This is a genomic window from Vitreoscilla filiformis, assembly GCF_002222655.1.
Lineage (GTDB): Bacteria > Pseudomonadota > Gammaproteobacteria > Burkholderiales > Burkholderiaceae_C > Ideonella > Ideonella filiformis.
The window spans coordinates 2,426,887-2,444,429 of sequence record NZ_CP022423.1 but is presented as its reverse complement, the minus strand read 5'-3'; the positions used below and the strand labels follow the sequence as shown (position 1 = coordinate 2,444,429).

The window sequence follows — 17,543 nt, the reverse complement described above, 5'->3', positions numbered from 1 at the left end:
CACCGCTTTCCGTGGTCTGTGGCGGGCCTCAGGCGGCGAGCATGCCCACGGCCGCCTGCATGTCCACCGCGACGATACGCGACACACCTTGCTCCTGCATGGTCACGCCGATCAACTGTTCGGCCATTTCCATCGCAATTTTGTTGTGTGAGATGAACAGGAACTGCGTGCTTTCGGACATCTGCGTCACAAGCTTGGCATAACGCTCGGTGTTGGCGTCGTCCAGCGGCGCGTCCACTTCGTCCAGCAGACAGAATGGCGCGGGGTTCAGCAAGAAAATCGCAAACACCAGGGCGATGGCCGTGAGCGCCTTCTCCCCGCCGGACAGCAAATGGATGGTGGCGTTTTTCTTACCCGGCGGCTGCGCCATGACTTGCACGCCGGATTCGAGGATGTCCTCCCCCGTCATCACCAGTTTGGCGTTACCGCCGCCGAACAAGCTGGGGAACATGCGGCCAAAGCCGTCGTTCACTTGGTTGAACGTGCCTTGCAGCAGCTCGCGGGTTTCCAGGTCGATTTTGTGGATCGCGTCTTCCAGGGTTTGCATGGCCTGGGTGAGATCGGCGTTTTGGGCGTCCAGAAAGGTTTTGCGCTCGCGGGTGGCGCTGAGTTCTTCCAAGGCCGCCAAGTTGACGGCACCGAGGGCGTTCATTTCGCGGTTGATGCGGTCGATCTCACCTTGCAAGCCCCAGAGTTTGACGCCGTTCAGCTCGATCAACTGCCCCAGCGCCGCCAGATCGACGCCCGCCCCCTGCAACTGTTCCAGATACTGCGCCCCCCCCAGCTCGGCGGCTTGGCTTTCGAGCTGCAACCGGGTGATGGCGTCGCGCAGCGGGGCCATGGCGCGTTCCAGCGTTTGGCGCTGCTCGTCGCCTTGGCGCAGGCGGTGGCTGAGGTCGTCGTACGCAGCCCGGGCGGCGGACAGGGCTGCTTCCCGCGCCACCCGCAGCGCCAGCGCTTCGTGCAGCCCGGCTTGCGCAGCATCGTCATCAAAGTGGGCGAGTTCGGCTTGTGTGCGCTGCTGCGCCTGTTCGGCCTCGCGCTGCTGTTGGCGTGCGGTGGTGATGCCGCGTTCCAACTCGCCTCGGCGGGAAGCCAACGTGCGCGCCTGAAACTGCGCTTCCTGCGCCTGACGTTCGGCCACGCGCTGGTGCTCGCGGGCGCTGCTCAAACGCCGTTCGGCGGCGATCACCGCATCTTCCAGCGCGGTGAAACGCTCCTGCGCTTCGGCCAAGGCCAGATCGAGTTCCTCGAACCGCGCTTCGCCGGTGGCGCGACGTTCGGCCACATCGTCGAGTTGGGCGTTCAGGTCGGCCAGCTCGTCATCCAATTGGCGATGCCGGCTGCGCGCCGCCTCGGCCTGTTGTGAGAGCTGCAACCACTGCACCTGCACCTGATGCGCCGTTTGCTGCATTTGCGTGGCCTCGCGCCGCGCTTGGACCAATTGCTGCTGAACGTCGGCCAGCGCGTGCTCGGCGCGGGCCAGGGCGGTGCGGGCGTCCTCCGCGAGCAGGGCTTGGGCGCGGCTGGCACGCTCCAAGTTTTCAATCTCGTGCTGACGGGCGAGCAACCCGGCTTGCTCTGAATCCGGCGCATAAAACCCGATGGCGTGCGCACTGACGCTGTGCCCCTCGCGGGTGATGAAACAGCCGCCCGGCGTCAAACGATCCCGCTGCGCCAGCGCCTGCGCCAGCGAATCGGCCACGGCCACACCGGCCAGCCAATCCGCCAACACCGAGCGCAGCGCCGGATCGCGCACCCGCAACAAGTCCACCAACGTCTCTGAAGCCCCTCTCCCCTCGCGGGAGAGGGGTTGGGGAGAGGGGGCACTCCCCACCGCATAAAACGCCAACTTCGCCGGCGGCGCATCCAGCGCCAACCCTTGCAGCCGCTCCAACTGGCTCACCGGCAGCGCGTGCAAGCGCTCGCGCAACGCCGCTTCCAGCGCCGTTTCCCAACCCGGTTCGATGTGGACGTGCTGCCACATCCCCGCCAACCCCGCCAACCCGTGTTTCTCCAACCACGGTTGCAGCTTGCCGCCGCGCTGCACCTTGTCTTGCAGCGTGCGCAGGGCGTCCAGGCGGGCGTGCAAATCGGTGTGGCGGGCGGTGGCCTCGTTGGCGGCTTGCTGGGCGTGGCGGCGCTGGTCTTCGGCTTGGGGCAGTTGCTCGCTCAAGGCGTGCAGGCGGGCTTGGGCGTCGTCACTCAGGGCTTGAACTTGGGCGAGCTGCTCGCGCAGGGCGTCCAGCCGCGCCGCATCCGGCGCCGCCAACCCCCGGCGTTCCGCGCTCAGCCGATCCACCCGGCTGCGCAAGCTGCGATGTTGTTCGTCCAGATGGCGGCTTTCCGCCGCGAGCAATTGCAACTGCTGCTGCACCTGGCCAACTTGGCCGCGCTGTTGCGCCGCCCGCTGTTGGGCGCTGCGCAGGGCGTCTTCGTGCTGCGGCGTGTCTTCGGCCTGCTCTTCGGCGCGAGCAGCGAGGATTTCGGCCTGCTCCTGCGCCAAGGCGATCTGCTCGGCCAGCGCCTCTTGCTCGGCCTCGGCCTGCTCGGCGCGTTCGGCCCACTGCGCCGCCTGGGCACGCAGCTCCGCCCAACGCGCCTGGGTGCGCTGGCGCCCCTCGACAACGTGGCGAATGCGCTCCTCCAAGCGGCTGACCTCAGCGGCGGCAGCGGCCAGATCCGCTTGGCGCTCGTGCAAACCGTCCGACGCGGTGTAGTGCGCCTGGCGCACCTCTTCCAAAGCGGCTTCCAAATGGCGCAGCTCGGCGGTGCGGGCTTCCAGCGCGTTGGTGGCTTCCAGCATCGCCAGATGCACGCGCTGGGCTTCGGTGGCCGCGTCCCGGTGTTTCAAAAACCAGAGCTGGTGCAGCTTGAGCGTGCCGGCTTCTTGCAAAGTCTTGTAGCGCGTGGCCACTTCGGCTTGGCGCTCCAGCTTCTCCAAGTTGGCACCCAGTTCGCGCAGGATGTCGTCCACGCGGGTGAGGTTGTCTCGCGTGTCCCGCAGGCGGAATTCGGTTTCGCGGCGACGCTCTTTGTATTTGGAGACGCCAGCGGCTTCTTCCAAAAACAGGCGCAGCTCTTCCGGTTTGGAATCGATGATGCGGGTGATCGTGCCCTGGCCGATGATGGCGTAAGCGCGTGGCCCCAAGCCGGTGCCGAGGAACACATCGTGTACATCGCGGCGGCGCACCGGCTGGTTGTTGATGAAGTAGCTGGAGGTGCCGTCCCGCGTCAGCACGCGCTTGACGGCGATTTCGGCGTATTGGCTCCAACTGCCACCGGCGCGGCCGTCTTCATTGGAAAACACCAGTTCCACGCTGGAGCGGCCAGCGGGTTTACGGTTGGCCGAGCCGTTGAAAATCACGTCCTGCATGGACTCGCCGCGCAGCTCGCTGGCTTTGGATTCGCCCAACACCCAACGCACCGCGTCCATGATGTTGGACTTGCCGCAACCGTTCGGCCCGACCACGCCGACGCGCTGGCCGGGCAGTTGGAACGTCGTTGGTTCGGCAAAGGACTTGAAGCCGGAAAGCTTGATCTGGTTGAGCCGCATCGCGTGGCGCGACCGGGCGGGCGCGCATCTTAAGTCTTTGATCTACAAGGGGAAATCGCGTGCCAATCTGGCCGCAAAGGCGGCGGGATGATACCATCGCGGTCTTTTTTCTTGGTTTTCTTCCCGCACGCCATGGCTCACTCTGACGAACTGATTCCCGCCCCTCAACAACGCCCGGTGCCGGTCAACCCGCCGAGCGCGCCGAGCAAGGAGCTGTATGTGTTCCCGAATCCGGCGCCGGAGCGGGATTACGTCATCCAGTTTCAAATCCCCGAATTCACCTGCCACTGCCCGCTCACCGGCCAGCCGGACTTTGCGCACTTCACCATTGACATGGTGGCGGATCAGCTCTGCGTCGAGCTGAAGAGTTTGAAGATGTACATGTGGAGCTTCCGCAACGAGGGTGCGTTCCACGAGAAGGTGACGAACGACATTTTGAGCAAGATCGTCTCGGTGACGAACCCGCGTTATGCGCGCATCACGGCGCGTTGGTATGTGCGCGGCGGCATTTACACGAACGTGATTGCCGAGCATCGCCAACCCGGTTGGGCGGGGGATGCGGTGGTGCCGGCGCCGCATCTGCCGCACGCCACGGGGCTGTGACCTTGCCTCGGCTGGGTGCGTTTTCTTCGGAGGTCGTCGCGGAGCCTGCGTGCGAGCCTGTTTGTGGGCCGCCGGCGCCGGATCGGGAGGCTTTGCTGATGGGGTGTTTGGCCATACGTCCGCCTTACCAAAAATACGATGTGGCGGTGCGGCGCAGCCCGATCGACGGGTTCGGGGTGTTTGCGCTGGAGCCGGTGCCGGGTTGGCACAAGATCGGCGAGGTGCGCGGCGAGACGATCTCGATTGCGGAAGCGCGGCGCCGGGCGGCGACGCTGGAGCGCATCATGATCGTGGAGGTGTCGCACAAAACGGCGGTGGATTTGGCGCGCTCTACCGATCCGATGCGTTTCACGAACCACAGTTGCCAGCCGAATGGGCAGTTGCGCATCCGCGAGGGGCGGATTGAGTTTTACGCGCTGCGCGAGATTGCGGTGGGCGAGGAGATCACCGTGGATTATGGGGAAACGCACCATGAGGGGCGGCTGACGTGCCGGTGTGGGGCGGTGGGGTGTGTGGGGCGGCTTTGATGGATGGGGGCGTGATGGTCACCAAATTGTTGACGTTGCCGGGCGGTCGTCGGGTCGAGTTGCCGACTGCCGAGGAGGATGTCGCCATCTGTGCGGCCATCGCCGCCGATCCTGACGCGCACGAGTTGGATGCGGCTTGGTTTGCGAACGCCAAGCGTTCTGCCGAGGTTCTCCCAGCCGGGATTCACGCTGAGTTGGTTGCCATGAACAGCCGCGCTGGCGTGTGTGCCCTCCCAGAAGACACCGGCCAAGCGCTCAACAACGATTCGTTTCGACGCTGATGTGCTGGAAGCCCTCAAAGCCACTGGCAAAGGTTGGCAGACCCGGGTCAACGACGCGATGCGTGAGTGGGTCAAGACCCACGTTGTTTGAAGCGCAGGCTTGGGGCCACGCCCCCTGGCTGGGCTTGAGCTTCAGGGCCACACGAACGCCGAAGAAGTTCCAGCGGAGGCGGCCGTGTAGGGCGAGCGGGCCGGCACGTCTTTACATCGGCTTGCACATGGCGCAGACGGGTGGCATCCGTTGGGCGGAGGGTAAGCGTGACGTGGTGCAACGGTTCACACCTGCCCCATCACTCCCTGCACCTGTGCCAGCAACCGAGGCAAATCCCGCTGCACCGTGCGCCAGACGATCTCCAAATCTACTTTGAAGTACCCATGCGCCAGGGCGTTGCGCATCTGGTAAGCAAAGGCCAGCGGCAGCTCAGGGTGAGCGGCAGCAAAGGCTGGGTCGTGCTTTTCAATGTTGTGGCTGGCTTCGCCCAGCACTTCGAGGTTGCGGATCACGGCATCCTGCACCAAGGGCTGGTTGAGGAACCCGTCCAGCGTCATGGCCTGGGTGTAATGCTGGATGCGCTCTATCGCCTGGGCCATGTGTTGCAGGTAGTCGGCGGTGCGCTGGGGTTGGGCGCTCATACCGGTTGCGCCTGGGCCAGCACGGCGGCGCGAAAGTGCTCGGGCAAGGCATTGGGGGTGAGCACATCCACCGGCACCCCCAGCAACTGTACCAGTTCGTGGCGAATGGCACCGATGTCCAGCAAGGTGGTGTCGGGCGTAGGGTCGATGAGCACATCCAAGTCACTGCCCTCCCCATCTTCACCCCGCGCCACAGAGCCAAAGATGCGGGCATTGCACGCGTGGTGTGCCTGCACCACCTGGCGAATGGTGGCACGGTGCGGGGCGAGCAGGTCTGAGGGTTTCATGGGTGCTCCTGGGGTGGTGCAGGCTGTGTGCGGGTGTGCATGGGCTGGTTATTTTCGGCTGCGTTTGCCCATGCCAAGCTTGGCAAACAACGTCTGCAATCACCATTTTTTGCGCGGCCGCTTCGCGGCCGTCCGGCTTCGGCTCCGCCTGCGCCGGATTCGTGGCTCCGCCACGACCCAATGCACCAGGCTCCGCCTTGGAGGCCTCCGGCCTCTGCACTCCGGGGCCTCCGGCCCCAATGCCTTGGGGCTACGCCCCTGGGCTGGGCTTGAGCTTCAGGGCTACACGAAAGCCGAAGTAGAACCAGCGGCCGTCTCGTTCGTACACGTAGCGAAAGGTCGTGCGGGCGTGCCGAGCGTTGTAGAACCAGGCGCCGCCGCGCAAGGCGCGCGGGCCATCCCCGACAGCCCCCAGCGGATCCACCGCTTCAGCGTCTGTGTATGTTCTTCGCTCGTCCAAGCACCACTCCCACACGTTGCCGTGCATCTGGAATAAGCCCCATCTGTTTGCAGGCAACGCTTTCACTGGCACTGTCTTCTCGCGGTATTCACCCTTCTGGCCGTCGTTGTACGGTTGATTTCCGTTGTAGTTCACTTGCGCAGGGTTGATCTGTTTGCCAAAGCTGAACGGAGTATGCGTGCCCGTTCGGCACGCATACTCCCATTGCGCTTCGCTGGGCAATGCTGCTTCCACGCCTTCGGGCAGAAGCACTTGCAGCTTGGGTACGAACTGCTCCATCACATCGTCCCAGCTTACGTTGTCTACCGGTAAGTCGTCGCTTCCCTTGAAGCGGCTCGGGTTCTCTCCTCCCACCACCGCCAGCCACAGCGCTTGCGTGCAGGCCGTGTCCGCCAGCCAGAAACCTTGCGTCAGCGTTACCCGGTGTTGTGGGCCTTCGTCGCTAGAACGCTCCGGCTCGGTTTTGGGGGAACCCATCAGGAAACTGCCGGGCTCGATCCAGCGGAAGCGTTGCACCACGCGGCCCACTTCCAAATCCGCCCACAGGCCGAACCGGTCATCGCCCCAGGCCACGGCCCAGGCGGGTGGCCAGTGGCCAGCGGGTGGGGCGCGGTGGGCGACTTCGGGCGGGAAGGCGGGGTGAGGTTGGAAGAGATCAGCAGAGCGCATGGTTCAACAGACGGAGTTGGGGGAAACAACGACCTGAGGGGCTTGGCGGCGTCCCCCCTCTCCCCAACCCCTCTCCCACAAGGGGAGAGGGGCTTTGTGCAGCGCGTAGGTCTGTGCGCCAGAACACCCGGTTTTGCCCCCTCTCCCCTCGTGGGAGAGGGCTGGGGAGAGGGGGAGACAAAGCTCATACCGCCTGCACCAGCACCACTACACGGAAATGCGCCGGCACGTCCAGCAAGGTGGTTTCGGGCGTGGGGTCGATCAACACATCTAGGTCACCGTCTTCTATGTCTTCGCCCGAGCCATGGAACCGAAAATGCGGGCATTGCAGGCGTGATGGGCCTTCACTACTCGACGAATGGCGGCGCGGTGCGAAGCGAGAGAGTCTGAGGGTTTCATGGGTGATACTTGGGCAGACGAGCCCGCGTGCAAGTATGTCTGCCCGGTTAAGCCCCTTGGCTTGGTATTAACCTTAGAGCTAAACGAAAACCGATATTTCTGGGCTTAACATCCGGGTAGCGGAAAGCCGATCGGGCATCTCCTGCATAAAAGAACCAAGAGCCACCCCGTATCGCATGGCTATCATTTCCGATGGGGCCTAGTGGGTCTGTTTGAGTTTCTTCAGTGTATACGCGCGGAGCGTCAAAACACCACTCCCACACATTGCCGTGCATCTGAAACAATCCCCAATTGTTTGCTGGTAATGTTTTTGAAGGGACAGGTTTTTTTCGGCCTATACTTTTGGGGCCGTTATTGTATGGATGGCTCCCATTGTAGTTAACTAACTCAGGATTAATTTGTTTGCCAAAATTGAATGGTGTCTGCGTTCCCGCTCTGCAAGCATATTCCCATTGAGCTTCGCTAGGTAATATAGCCTCCGCTCCTTTGGGTAGCAATGTTTGCAGCTTTGGTATGAATTTATTCATCACGTCATCCCAGCTAACGTTCTCTACCGGCAATTCGTTACCTTTGAATATGCTTGGGTTCTCTCCTCCCGCCACCGCCAGCCACAGCGCTTGCGTGCAGGCCGTATCAGCCAGCCAAAAGCCTTGCGTCAGCGTCACGCGGTGTTGTGGCCCTTCATTTTTATTACGCTCCGGCTCGGTTTTGGGGGATCCCATCATGAAACTGCCAGGTTCGATCCAGCGGAAACGTTGCACTACTTTATTTTTACCACGCCGAGAGTTAAACTGCAAATCTAAATAACTTCCAAAATCATCTCCCCCAATCCGAAAGATACATCCTTCATGCAAAGTGAAATGGATGGTATCGATGATCAGTTGAGAGCGCTGGCCTGCAAGCATCGCCCGCCAGTAATTGTGAGGCCGCAGCAAATCATCAGCGATCGTAGTTTCTTTAAAACGAAGATCTGGCAACATCAAGCTTAATGCGAGGTCTTTATTTTGTGACCACCCCAAAATCCCCCGGGGCCGCGTAACAGGCAAGAGTTGGAACACCTGCCGCCCATCGTTGACCTCCACGCCCACCACCTCATCCAGCCCGGCCAGATCGTGTACTGCTGACCCAAGCCGCAGCGCACGCACTTGCTCCCCCGCCTGGCTCTGCCAGCGCACCACCACCTGCGTTGCTGGAGCCAGCGCCCGCCCGTTCTGCCCCGCCTCAGGCGGTTGCGGCTGAATGAGCCAGCGCCGCTGCCTCAGGTCTTGCACTAAATAACCCTGCACAGCCCGGCCTGGTGCCGTTTGGGCCGACTGAAACGCCGCGACATCCACCCACCCCGGCAGCGCCTGAGCGGGTTGCCCACGGCGCTGCACCACCGCCGCCATCAACTCAGAAAACACCTGGCGATGCACGCTGGCCGTGAGCGCATCCAACTCATTGAGGTACGCCTGCACGGCAGGCAACCAGTTGCGCAGCGTTGCCGCATCGGCCTGCTGCACCGTGAGCACCAAGTGCTGGAAGAAACGCAACGCCGTTTGCTCCACCTCACCCGGCGGTTGCCTTCCGCCCCGCGCCAAACGCACCTGCACGGCATGCAGCAGGTTTTCCTCCTGCACCAGCAGGGCGCGCAAGTGGGCGTGATGCTGGCGGCGCAGCGCGTCTTGCTGCGCATGCAAGTGCTTGGGCAACAAGCGAAAACGCGCCAAATACCCCACCTGATGCTGCGGCCGCAAGGTACACACCCGCCCGCCTTGGGTGTGCGGATGGTTCCACGCCGCCCCTTCCAAACCTGCATGCAAAGGCGTCACCGGGTTGAGCCGCCGCAGGGCACGCATCAAGGGGGGATCGACCCGGCGCGTCACCGCCACCATCGCCAACAACGGCGCCAGCCCGGCAGGCTCGGCAGACGGTGGGGAGGCGGCACGCTCGGGGTGCAAACGCCCGTCCGGGCTCCAGCGCAGCACCGGCAAGCGGCGACACACCTCGGGCCGCAGTTGATCGGCCCCCAGCGGCGCCAACCCCAGCACCGTCACCTGGGCTTTTTGCTGTTGCGCCACCCAGCGCAACCAACGCTGCGTCAGCGGGCTGGGCGGCCCATCGGCTGGCGCGCCGAACCAACCGAAATCACTCACCAACAACACACAACTGCCTGGGGCGGGTGGCACCCAATCCAGCACCTGCGGCATACGCGGGCGGCAGGCTTGCTCTTCGAGCCAATCCGTCCAGCCTCCCGCCGGGCCGTGTGCCATCACCCGCAGCGACAAACCCGTGCGCCCCACCTCACTCAGCAAGCGCTGGCAGAGCCGGTGCATGTCGCGCCGGTAGGGCCACAGTGCGTCGCGAAAATCCAGCACCACCACCAAGTCGGGGTTCCAGCGGCTGCGCTGCACACGCGGTAAACGGCGCAAGCTGTGCTGTTCGGCCAAGTGGCGCAGCAGCATCGTCACATCCACCCCGCCCAAGCGGGACTGCGACAAATGCCGCCGCAGCACCGGCATCAACCGCGCCCAGGGCAAGAGGTCTTCGCGCTGGCCTTGCGGCTGGCTGGCTTGCGCGGTGGTGGCTGCTTCATCCAGTGGCGCCAACGCGGGTGTCGTTTCATCACGCTGCGTCGGGGCTTCGATGGGCTGCGTTTTCACCAGCCAAGCGTGTTCCATGCGCAGGCTGGCGTGCTGCGCCTCGGTAGGCGTTTCGGGGCGTGCAGGAGGAACGGGCGACGGCTTGGCCTCTGGCAAGGCCATCTCCACAGCCAAGTCCAACCGCTGTTCAGCCTGAACCCGTTGGTATCCGAACCAGTGCTGTTCCCCCGCACTTAGCGTGAGGTGCTGGCGTGTGTCATCCAGTGCGAGTGCCCGCAGCAAATCCGCCCGGGCGACCTGGGCGCGCAGGGGTTTCATGGGGTGGCTGCGAGCGGCTCAACCGGCGCACGCGCCTGATCCTGCTTGGCGTTTTTCACCAGCGCGTAGGCGCTGAGGCGCTGGAGCCAGTGCAGTTGCTGCGCGGTGCGCTCCCCACGTGGCGAAGCCGCCGTCAGCTCGTGCAGCGCCACCAGCAAATCGATGTACTCCGCCAGCCCGACTTTGGGGAACCCGGCGCCGTCGGCCTCGCAGCGGTCTTTCCACACCTGGGCGGCAGCGGTGCGCAACACGGTGTCATCCAACTCGGCCAGATTTGGGTGAACCCGGGCGCGCTGGCACAGCCATTGGGCAAAACCGGCTTCATCTTCCGGCGGTGCCAGGTTGAGCACCACGCAGCGGCGCACAAACGCGGCAGGCAGTTCGCGCTCTTCGTTGGTGGTGATGACGATGAGCGGCATGTGCTCAGGCTGTGCCTGCACACGATGCACAACCTGTTGCGCGTTCTTGAGATGCGGCACGCTGAAGCTGCGGTTGCCCAGCACGTCCAGCAACGCGTTGGGCAGATCGGCATCGGCTTTGTCGATCTCATCGATCAACAGCACCTGCGGCTTCTTGCTTTGCCGACCCAGCGCAAAGGCTCGCCAGAGTCCCCCAGGCCCCACATAGCGAGCGTTGGTGGCATCCAGCAGGGATTGGCCGTTGGCATCCTTCACCTGCGCATCCGACAGCCGCGCCACCGCGTCGAAGCGGTAGAGCAACTCCAGCGCCTCAAAACGCGGGTGGATCACTTCCACCAAGGGCGGGCCCGCGTACATCACCGCTGCCGCCGCACGGGCGATCTGGCTTTTGCCCACGCCCGCCTCACCTCGCACCAGCAGGGGGCGCCGGGCGGCAAAGGCCAGCGTCAGGGCGTCTATTTCCTCACGGCCCCACAAGTGGTGGGAGGGTTCGAAGTGATCGTTGCCTGGCAACGTCTGCGTGGCAGCGGGACGAAGGGCAGGAAAAGGGTTGTGACGCACAACGAGCCTTTCGTGTTCAAGCGCCTAGCAGCGGGGCCACGAGCGCGATCAAACCGGCGATGGGGACTGCGAGCTTTTCACCGCCTTCTGCCAACTCCGCCAAGTCTTGGATGCTTTCAATGGCTGTTTTCAGCAGGCCTTTTTTCTCGGGTTGGGTCTGAGCTTCATTTGTCAGAACAAGGGCTTCATCGATGCGGGCATTCAGTTTGTCGGCTACTTTACTGGCGGGCATGTCGCCTGCCACCACTTTCAGGCCTTGTAGGTTGGCCAACAACTGATCCCACTGCGCGCCCTGCTGATGGGTTTTGTGCATGGTGTTGTTGTTGCCGGCTTGGGCCATGGCGTTTTCGGCCAGAGCAACGGCCACTGTGCCGCCATGAACGGTGACGTGAATTTGATTTCCCATGGTTCTCTCCTGTGCGCCAGCGTGGCTGGCTTGAGTTTGTGGAAGTTCGGAAGGTTGCGCTGTCTGTAACTCAGACCAGAACTCACGCAACCCTGCCACCAAATCTTCATGAGCCATACCAAAAAGCGCCTGATCCACGCCTTTTGACATTTTGAAAATCGGCACATCGGCCTTGTCTGCAAAGTCTTCCGGGTTGAGCGCCTCGAACGGATTCACCACAACCAGCGCAACCCCAATTTGATCCACGTCCCGCAGCGTTTCCAACCGGGCGCACAAATCCGCTGATTCCTGCTTACTCAACGGCGCAGAAACTTCGGAAACATCCATGGCAGCAGCCGAACTCTTGAAGATCGCGCAGTACGCGGCCCGCTCGATGTCAAAGCCGCTCCAATCACCATCTGGCGCCAGCCGGACATAAAAAACGCCCGAATGCATCGGGCAGCCATGCTCATCCACGCCACGTAAATCCAGCGTACCGCCAAACAGGCTCACAGCCAAAACGGCACACAAGAAAGAGACGGGCGTATTGATATCCAGCACCTTGGTGCTCGTGGCACTCTGACTCACCAGCACCAGCCGACAAGCAGCCAAAGCATACAAACCGACAGCGGCGGCCTCAGCAGCCTTGCGTTTTTCCGCAACTGTTTTAGCCTTTTTCAAGCTGCGGCGAATCGCTAAGAATAGCTTTCTGATGGCTACCCCATCCAGCGGTGCATCACGCACCCACTCCACCAGCGTAGCTTCTGAAAAGATCGCTGATTTTTGTGAAGCAAAAAAAGAATCCGTCTTCAAGACCGCCCACAACTCGGGTGAATTGCTGAGAAGCGTGAGCGTTTTATCGGCCTGATCACGAAGAAACTGGTGAGCGTCCATACGCCTTCCACTGGCTTTTGATGGTGGCAAAGCACAGGTTCCCACGAGGGCGAGGCGCGACTCGGGCTGGGGTCGTTCCCCGTTTTGTTCCCCGAATTCGGTGTTCTTCACCGCCCACACCTGCACCAACATGACAACAAAAAAGCCCCTAAGCGCTTGATTTGCTGAGGGGCTTGATACGTTGTGAAGCATCGTGCTTCGCTGACTTGGTGCCTAGGACGGGAATCGAACCCGTACAGCCTTTTAGGGCCGGCGGATTTTAAGTCCGCTGTGTCTACCAATTTCACCACCCAGGCAGGGGAGAGAGCGGGGCGCATTATGCCACCCCGATCGGGGGTTAAGCACGCCCAGCGCTCACAAGCCCGTGCGCAGCATCTCCAAGTGCGGGATGTCGTCCTCCAAGTAGACCTCACCCGCTCGGCGGTAGCCAAACGCGCCATAAAAGCGCTCCAGATGCGCCTGCGCACTGATGCGATTGCCCCGCCCAGGCCACACCCGCTCACAGCCGCGCAGCCCCTCGGCCACCAACGCCCGCCCCAGCCCCGTGCCCCGCACCGCCGCGTGGCACACCACCCGCCCCAGCGCCGGTTCGGCGTATTTCAACCCCGGCGGCAGGGCGCGCAGGTACACCACCAACTCACCCGCCGCCAGTCCATGGCTCGGCGCGGCCAAGCGACCCAGCAGGTGATACGCCGGCAGATCCAGCCCATCCACATCCAAATAAGGCCCCTGTTCGAGGATGAAGACCCGGGCGCGCAGTTGCAGCGCGTCGTACACATCGCGGCGGCTCAACGATTCGAAATCGCCCCACTGCCACACCACCGGCGTCATGGGCGTGCTCATGCGTCCACCTCCTGCGCCCGCTGAAAGGCTTTGACCTGCCGCCCTTGCCCCGGCAAAGCCCGCAGGTATTTGAACGTCCCCGTGGCGTGCGCACACAGCGTGCCCCGGCTGTTGAGAATCGCCGCTTCGCAAAACGCCATCGTGGCGCTGCGGTGCAGCACCCGGCCCCGGCTGCGCAACACCGGGCCTTCGCTCGGGCGCATGAAGCTGGATTTCATCTCGATGGTCACCACCCCCGGGCCGTGCAGATCGTGGCTGCGGGCGGCCAGCGCCATGCCCACATCCAGCAGCGTCATCACCACACCGCCATGGGCCACGCTGTAAGAGTTGAGGTGCTCGGGCTGCAAGGTTAAACGCACCTCGGCGCGCCCGTCCGTGCAGGCGTGCAGCGTCAAACCCAGGTGATCGAGAAACGGAATGTGGGCCGGCAACGGCAGGCGCGGGGCCTCATCGTCCGGCCATTCCAAGGGGGAGGAAAACGGCGTGTTCATGGCGCACATGATGGCGCATTCACACCGCCAGCCACTCCGCTTGCACGGCGGCATCGCGCCGCAGCGCCTCCGGGGTGCCCTCGAACACGATGCGCCCCCGTCCCATCACCCAGCAGCGGTGCGCCACCTCCAGCGCCAGCGTCAGCTTTTGCTCCACCAGCAGCACGGTGACACCCTGGCGCGGCAGTTCGCGCAGCAACGCCCCGACCTCATCCACCAGGCGCGGCGCCAGCCCTTCGGTGGGTTCATCGACCAACAACACGTCCGGATCGCCGCGCAAGGCCCGCGCCAGCGCCAGCATCTGCTGCTCACCGCCGGAAAGCACCCCGGCGGGCGTGTCCAGCCGCTGTGCCAGCACGGGAAACCGGCTCAACAGGTGCTCCAACGGCCAGCGCTCCGGTGGCCGCGCCCGGCGCCCAACGGGTTCGCCCAACAGCAGGTTGTGCCGCACGCTCAGACGGGGGAAGACATCGCGGCTCTCCGGCACGTACCCGATGCCACAGCGGGCGATGCGAAACGCCGGCTGGCCGTGCAGCGCGTGGGCCGTGCGCCCGTCATGCCACACCACTTGGCCGGCAGACAGTGGCAGCAGCCCCATGATGGCCCGCAACAAGGTCGAGCGCCCGGCACCGTTGCGCCCCAGCAGGCTCACGATTTCGCCTGGCGCCAGATGGCCGCTCACGCCGTGCAGCACCGTCGCGCCGCCGTAACCGGCGTGCAGATCGCACAGCGTCAAACCGGGGGAGGGTACGGCCTGCGTCATTCATTGCCCCAGATACGCCCGGCGCACCGCCGGATCGGCCCGCACCGCTGCGGGCGTGTCGAACGCCAGGATGCGCCCTTGATCCAGCACCGCCACGCGATCCGCCAGATCGAACACCACCGACATGTCGTGTTCCACCATCAACAGCGTGCGCCCCGCGCTGAGGCGGCGCAGCAGTGCCACGGTGTGGGCGGTTTCGCTGCGGCTCATGCCGGCGGTGGGTTCGTCCAGCAGCAGCACGCGGGCGTCGCTCACCAGCACCAGGCCGAGTTCCAGCCGGCGCTGTTCGGCGTAGCTCAGGGCGTGGGCGGGGCGGTCGCGTTGGGCGTCCAGGCCCAATTCGGCCAGCATCACTGCGACCCGGGCATTCACGCCCGTCAGGCGGCGCAGGCGCTGCCACACGTTCGGCCCGATGCCGGCGGCGTGCAGGGCGGCGCAGCGCAGGTTGTCCGCCACGCTCAAGCGGCCAAACAGGCGGCTCACCTGAAAACTGCGCGCCAGCCCACGCCGATGCAAGGCCTGCGGCCCCAGCCCGGTGACGCGCTCGCCGTGCAGCCACACGTCGCCTGCACTCGGCGGGCGGCGGCCAGAGAGCACATCAAACAACGTTGATTTGCCTGCGCCATTCGGGCCGATGAGCGCCACGCGCTCCCCGGGGCGCAGCGCCAGATCGACCCCGCGCAGCACCTCGGTGGCGCCAAACCGCTGCGCCACCCCGACGAGTTGCAACGCCGCCGCACTCATGCGCCGAACTGGCGCCGATACAGCGCTTCCACCGCCCACACCACCGCACCAGCGACCGCCAGCCCTCGCCCAATTTGCCCCAGCCCCCGCCCCATGCTGCGCAGCCGCTGACCGGGCACCCAGCCGGTGCGCAGGGCAGCGTGGGCGTCGGACAGCAAGCCGGCCCACCCTTGGGGGGCTCGCCACACCATCCACAGAAAGACCAGCCCCAGGTACAACGGCCAAGCGGGCGTGAGCGAAGCCAGAGCGGTGAGCGACAGCACCATCCACACGGCGCCCCACATCGGCCCCACGAAATGGGCACTGCCGCCGACGAACACAAACAGCAGCAACGCCGCCGAGCGCGCCCCGCTGAACACGTCGGGCGAGACGCGCTCGAACAGCAGGGCCGCCAAGCCCCCCGCCAACCCGGACACCGCCCCGGACAGCACCAGCGCCTGCCACCGCACCCATGCCGGGCTGTGACCGAGGAAGGCGAGGCGCTCGGGCTCGTCGCGCACGGCGCCCAGCAGCAGGCCGAAGGGGGTGCGCGTCAGCGCCCACAGCGCGGCGGTGCCGGCCAGGGTGTAGCCCGCCACCAGCATCAACAAATGGGACGAGGGGCCGAAGTGCCAAGCGCTGGCGTTCAGCACCCGGTTGGCCGAGCGCCCGGCCTCGCCGCCGAACACCTGCGGCGCCATCTGCGCCACGGCGGCCACCAGTTCACCCAAACCCAGGGTGATCATGCCGAAGGCCGTGCCGCTGTGGCGCGCACACAGCGCCCCGAGCCCTGCGGCGAGCCCTGCGCCAGCCAGCGCGCCCCACAGTGGCAGCGCCGCCACGATCCAAGTTGCCGCCGCGCCTGTGGGTGGGTGGGCTTGGAGGGTTTGCAGCGCGTCGATCACCGCATAAGCGCCTGCGCCGCCGTAGATGGCGTGGCCGAAACTCAGCATCCCGCCTTGGCCCAGCAACAGGTTGTAGGCCAGGCAGGACAGGATGGCGATGCCGATCTGGCTCGCCAACACCTGGGCGTAACTGGCGGTCAGCAGCCACGGCGCCAGGCACCAGGCCAGCCCGTACAGCCCCCACAGCACAATGTGCCCGCGACGTTCACCCATGCGTCCGCCCCATCAACCCCTGTGGGCGCAGCGCCAGCGTCAACACCAACAGGGCGTAGGGCAGCACTGGTGCAGCTTGGGCCAGCAGCGGGTGGCCGAGGGTCAGCGGCAAGGTTTGCAAGGCGCCGATCAGCAGCGAGGCCAGCAGTGCGCCACTCAACGAACCCAACCCGCCCACCACGACCACAACGAACAACAGCGGCCCCATGCTGTGGCTCATGGCCGGTTCGGTGACGAAGGTCATGCCGCCGACCACGCCGGCCAGAGCTGCCAGCCCGCAGCCGACGCCGAACACACCGGTGAACACCGTGGGCACGTCGTGCCCCAGCGCTTGCACCATCGCCGGATGGGTGAGGGCGGCTTGCACCACCAGCCCCAAGCGGGTGCGCAGCAGCAGCCAGGCCAACCCGCCGAGCATGAGCAGCGCCACGCCCATGATGAACGCCCGGGTGAGCGGAAACTGCAAGCATTGAACGGCGACGCTGGCAGCGTCCGGCAAGGCGGTGGCGTCGCTGCCCCAAGGCCAGGCGCTGTCGTTGCCGCAGGTGGCCGCAGGGGCGGCGCCCCAGTAGCCGCGCCAGGGCGTGGTGGCGGCGTCGGACGTCACCAAGGTGAACGCCGGGCCTTGCAGCCAAGCGGGCGGGGTGAAGGTTTGCGGTGAGCGGCCCCAGAGGAGTTGCACGGTTTCATCCAGCACCTGCGCCAAACCGAAGGTGGCCAGCAGTTCCGCGACGTGGCCGGACGCATGCACCCGGCGCAGCAGCCCTCGCTCACACACGGCCCCCAGAGCGCCCACCAACAAAGGTGCTACCACCAACGCCACCCCGAAGCCCCACCAACCAGAGAGCCACCAGCCCACATACGCCCCCAGCATGTAAAAACTGGCATGGGCGAAGTTGAGCACGCCCAACATGCTGAAGATGAGCGTGAGCCCGGCGCTCAGCATGAACAGCAGCGCGCCGGCACTCAGGGTGTTGAACAGGGTGATGAAAAGGGCATCCACGGGGGGGATTGTCCCCAATCCCCTCAGC

General features: G+C 64.6%; 18 protein-coding genes and 1 tRNA gene. 5 read left to right on the top strand and 14 right to left on the bottom strand.

The features are described from left to right. Positions 1-28 precede the first annotated feature (28 nt). Positions 29-3,556, bottom strand: coding sequence for a chromosome segregation protein SMC (gene smc, locus VITFI_RS11550; protein ID WP_089417084.1), 3,528 nt, complete (start codon positions 3,554-3,556; stop codon positions 29-31). 132 nt (positions 3,557-3,688) lie between these two features. Here smc and queF point away from each other — a divergent pair, with 132 nt between their 5' ends. The 4 genes from queF to VITFI_RS18930 all read left to right on the top strand — a co-directional run bounded on the left by queF (position 3,689) and on the right by VITFI_RS18930 (position 5,058). After that, positions 3,689-4,159 carry a preQ(1) synthase gene (gene queF, locus VITFI_RS11545; RefSeq protein ID WP_089418123.1) on the top strand — a complete coding sequence of 157 codons (471 nt, stop codon included), beginning with the start codon at positions 3,689-3,691 and terminating at the stop codon, positions 4,157-4,159. A gap of 107 nt (positions 4,160-4,266) precedes the next feature. Beyond that, positions 4,267-4,686, top strand: coding sequence for an SET domain-containing protein (locus tag VITFI_RS11540; protein ID WP_198301445.1), 420 nt, complete (start codon positions 4,267-4,269; stop codon positions 4,684-4,686). 11 nt (positions 4,687-4,697) lie between these two features. After that, the gene (locus VITFI_RS11535; protein WP_198301444.1) at positions 4,698-4,967 is read left to right on the top strand and encodes a hypothetical protein; all 270 of its coding nucleotides are present in this window, start codon (positions 4,698-4,700) and stop codon (positions 4,965-4,967) included. After that, a complete protein-coding gene (locus VITFI_RS18930; RefSeq protein ID WP_198301443.1) occupies positions 4,912-5,058 on the top strand; it encodes a BrnA antitoxin family protein in 147 nt (48 codons plus the stop codon). Before VITFI_RS11535 ends, VITFI_RS18930 begins: the two co-directional genes overlap by 56 nt. Before the next feature lie 185 nt (positions 5,059-5,243). Here the strand turns inward: VITFI_RS18930 and VITFI_RS11530 are convergent, their stop codons facing one another. From VITFI_RS11530 to VITFI_RS11510, 4 genes are all read right to left on the bottom strand, one after another. Then, positions 5,244-5,600, bottom strand: coding sequence for a HepT-like ribonuclease domain-containing protein (locus tag VITFI_RS11530; RefSeq protein ID WP_089417082.1), 357 nt, complete (start codon positions 5,598-5,600; stop codon positions 5,244-5,246). Then, a complete protein-coding gene (locus VITFI_RS11525; RefSeq protein WP_089417081.1) occupies positions 5,597-5,887 on the bottom strand; it encodes a nucleotidyltransferase family protein in 291 nt (96 codons plus the stop codon). Before VITFI_RS11525 ends, VITFI_RS11530 begins: the two co-directional genes overlap by 4 nt. Before the next feature lie 250 nt (positions 5,888-6,137). Next, entirely contained in the window at positions 6,138-7,016 is an 879-nt protein-coding gene (locus VITFI_RS11520) for a formylglycine-generating enzyme family protein (protein ID WP_089417080.1), read from the bottom strand. A 446-nt stretch (positions 7,017-7,462) separates the two neighbouring features. Beyond that, positions 7,463-9,778 (bottom strand): formylglycine-generating enzyme family protein, encoded by a 2,316-nt coding sequence (locus tag VITFI_RS11510; RefSeq protein ID WP_232476711.1) that lies wholly within the window; start codon positions 9,776-9,778, stop codon positions 7,463-7,465. 51 nt (positions 9,779-9,829) lie between these two features. Between VITFI_RS11510 and VITFI_RS17975 the strand changes: the two genes are divergently transcribed. After that, complete coding sequence (locus tag VITFI_RS17975; RefSeq protein ID WP_157725665.1) at positions 9,830-10,234, top strand: hypothetical protein; 405 nt, start codon at positions 9,830-9,832, stop codon at positions 10,232-10,234. Between the two features lie 77 nt (positions 10,235-10,311). Here the strand turns inward: VITFI_RS17975 and VITFI_RS11505 are convergent, their stop codons facing one another. The 9 genes from VITFI_RS11505 to VITFI_RS11465 form a co-directional block, all read right to left on the bottom strand. Beyond that, on the bottom strand, positions 10,312-11,295 hold the full coding sequence (locus VITFI_RS11505; RefSeq protein ID WP_089417078.1) for an AAA family ATPase: 984 nt from the start codon (positions 11,293-11,295) through the stop codon (positions 10,312-10,314). Between the two features lie 16 nt (positions 11,296-11,311). Continuing rightward, positions 11,312-12,766 (bottom strand): hypothetical protein, encoded by a 1,455-nt coding sequence (locus tag VITFI_RS11500; RefSeq protein WP_198301442.1) that lies wholly within the window; start codon positions 12,764-12,766, stop codon positions 11,312-11,314. Positions 12,767-12,781: 15 nt separating this feature from the next. Then, positions 12,782-12,870 (bottom strand) — tRNA-Leu (locus VITFI_RS11495). A 58-nt stretch (positions 12,871-12,928) separates the two neighbouring features. Continuing rightward, positions 12,929-13,417, bottom strand: a complete 489-nt coding sequence (locus tag VITFI_RS11490; RefSeq protein ID WP_198301441.1) for a GNAT family N-acetyltransferase — start codon at positions 13,415-13,417, stop codon at positions 12,929-12,931. Beyond that, positions 13,414-13,908: a PaaI family thioesterase gene (locus VITFI_RS11485; RefSeq protein WP_089417076.1), complete on the bottom strand. Its 495-nt coding sequence runs from the start codon at positions 13,906-13,908 to the stop codon at positions 13,414-13,416. The genes VITFI_RS11490 and VITFI_RS11485 overlap by 4 nt, the downstream gene beginning before the upstream one ends. Before the next feature lie 19 nt (positions 13,909-13,927). Continuing rightward, positions 13,928-14,671 carry an ABC transporter ATP-binding protein gene (locus VITFI_RS11480; RefSeq protein WP_089417075.1) on the bottom strand — a complete coding sequence of 248 codons (744 nt, stop codon included), beginning with the start codon at positions 14,669-14,671 and terminating at the stop codon, positions 13,928-13,930. Further along, complete coding sequence (locus VITFI_RS11475; RefSeq protein WP_089417074.1) at positions 14,672-15,415, bottom strand: ABC transporter ATP-binding protein; 744 nt, start codon at positions 15,413-15,415, stop codon at positions 14,672-14,674. Then, a complete protein-coding gene (locus VITFI_RS11470; RefSeq protein WP_089417073.1) occupies positions 15,412-16,512 on the bottom strand; it encodes a branched-chain amino acid ABC transporter permease in 1,101 nt (366 codons plus the stop codon). The genes VITFI_RS11475 and VITFI_RS11470 overlap by 4 nt, the downstream gene beginning before the upstream one ends. Beyond that, on the bottom strand, positions 16,505-17,515 hold the full coding sequence (locus VITFI_RS11465) for a branched-chain amino acid ABC transporter permease (RefSeq protein WP_089417072.1): 1,011 nt from the start codon (positions 17,513-17,515) through the stop codon (positions 16,505-16,507). The genes VITFI_RS11470 and VITFI_RS11465 overlap by 8 nt, the downstream gene beginning before the upstream one ends. Positions 17,516-17,543: the final 28 nt, after the last annotated feature.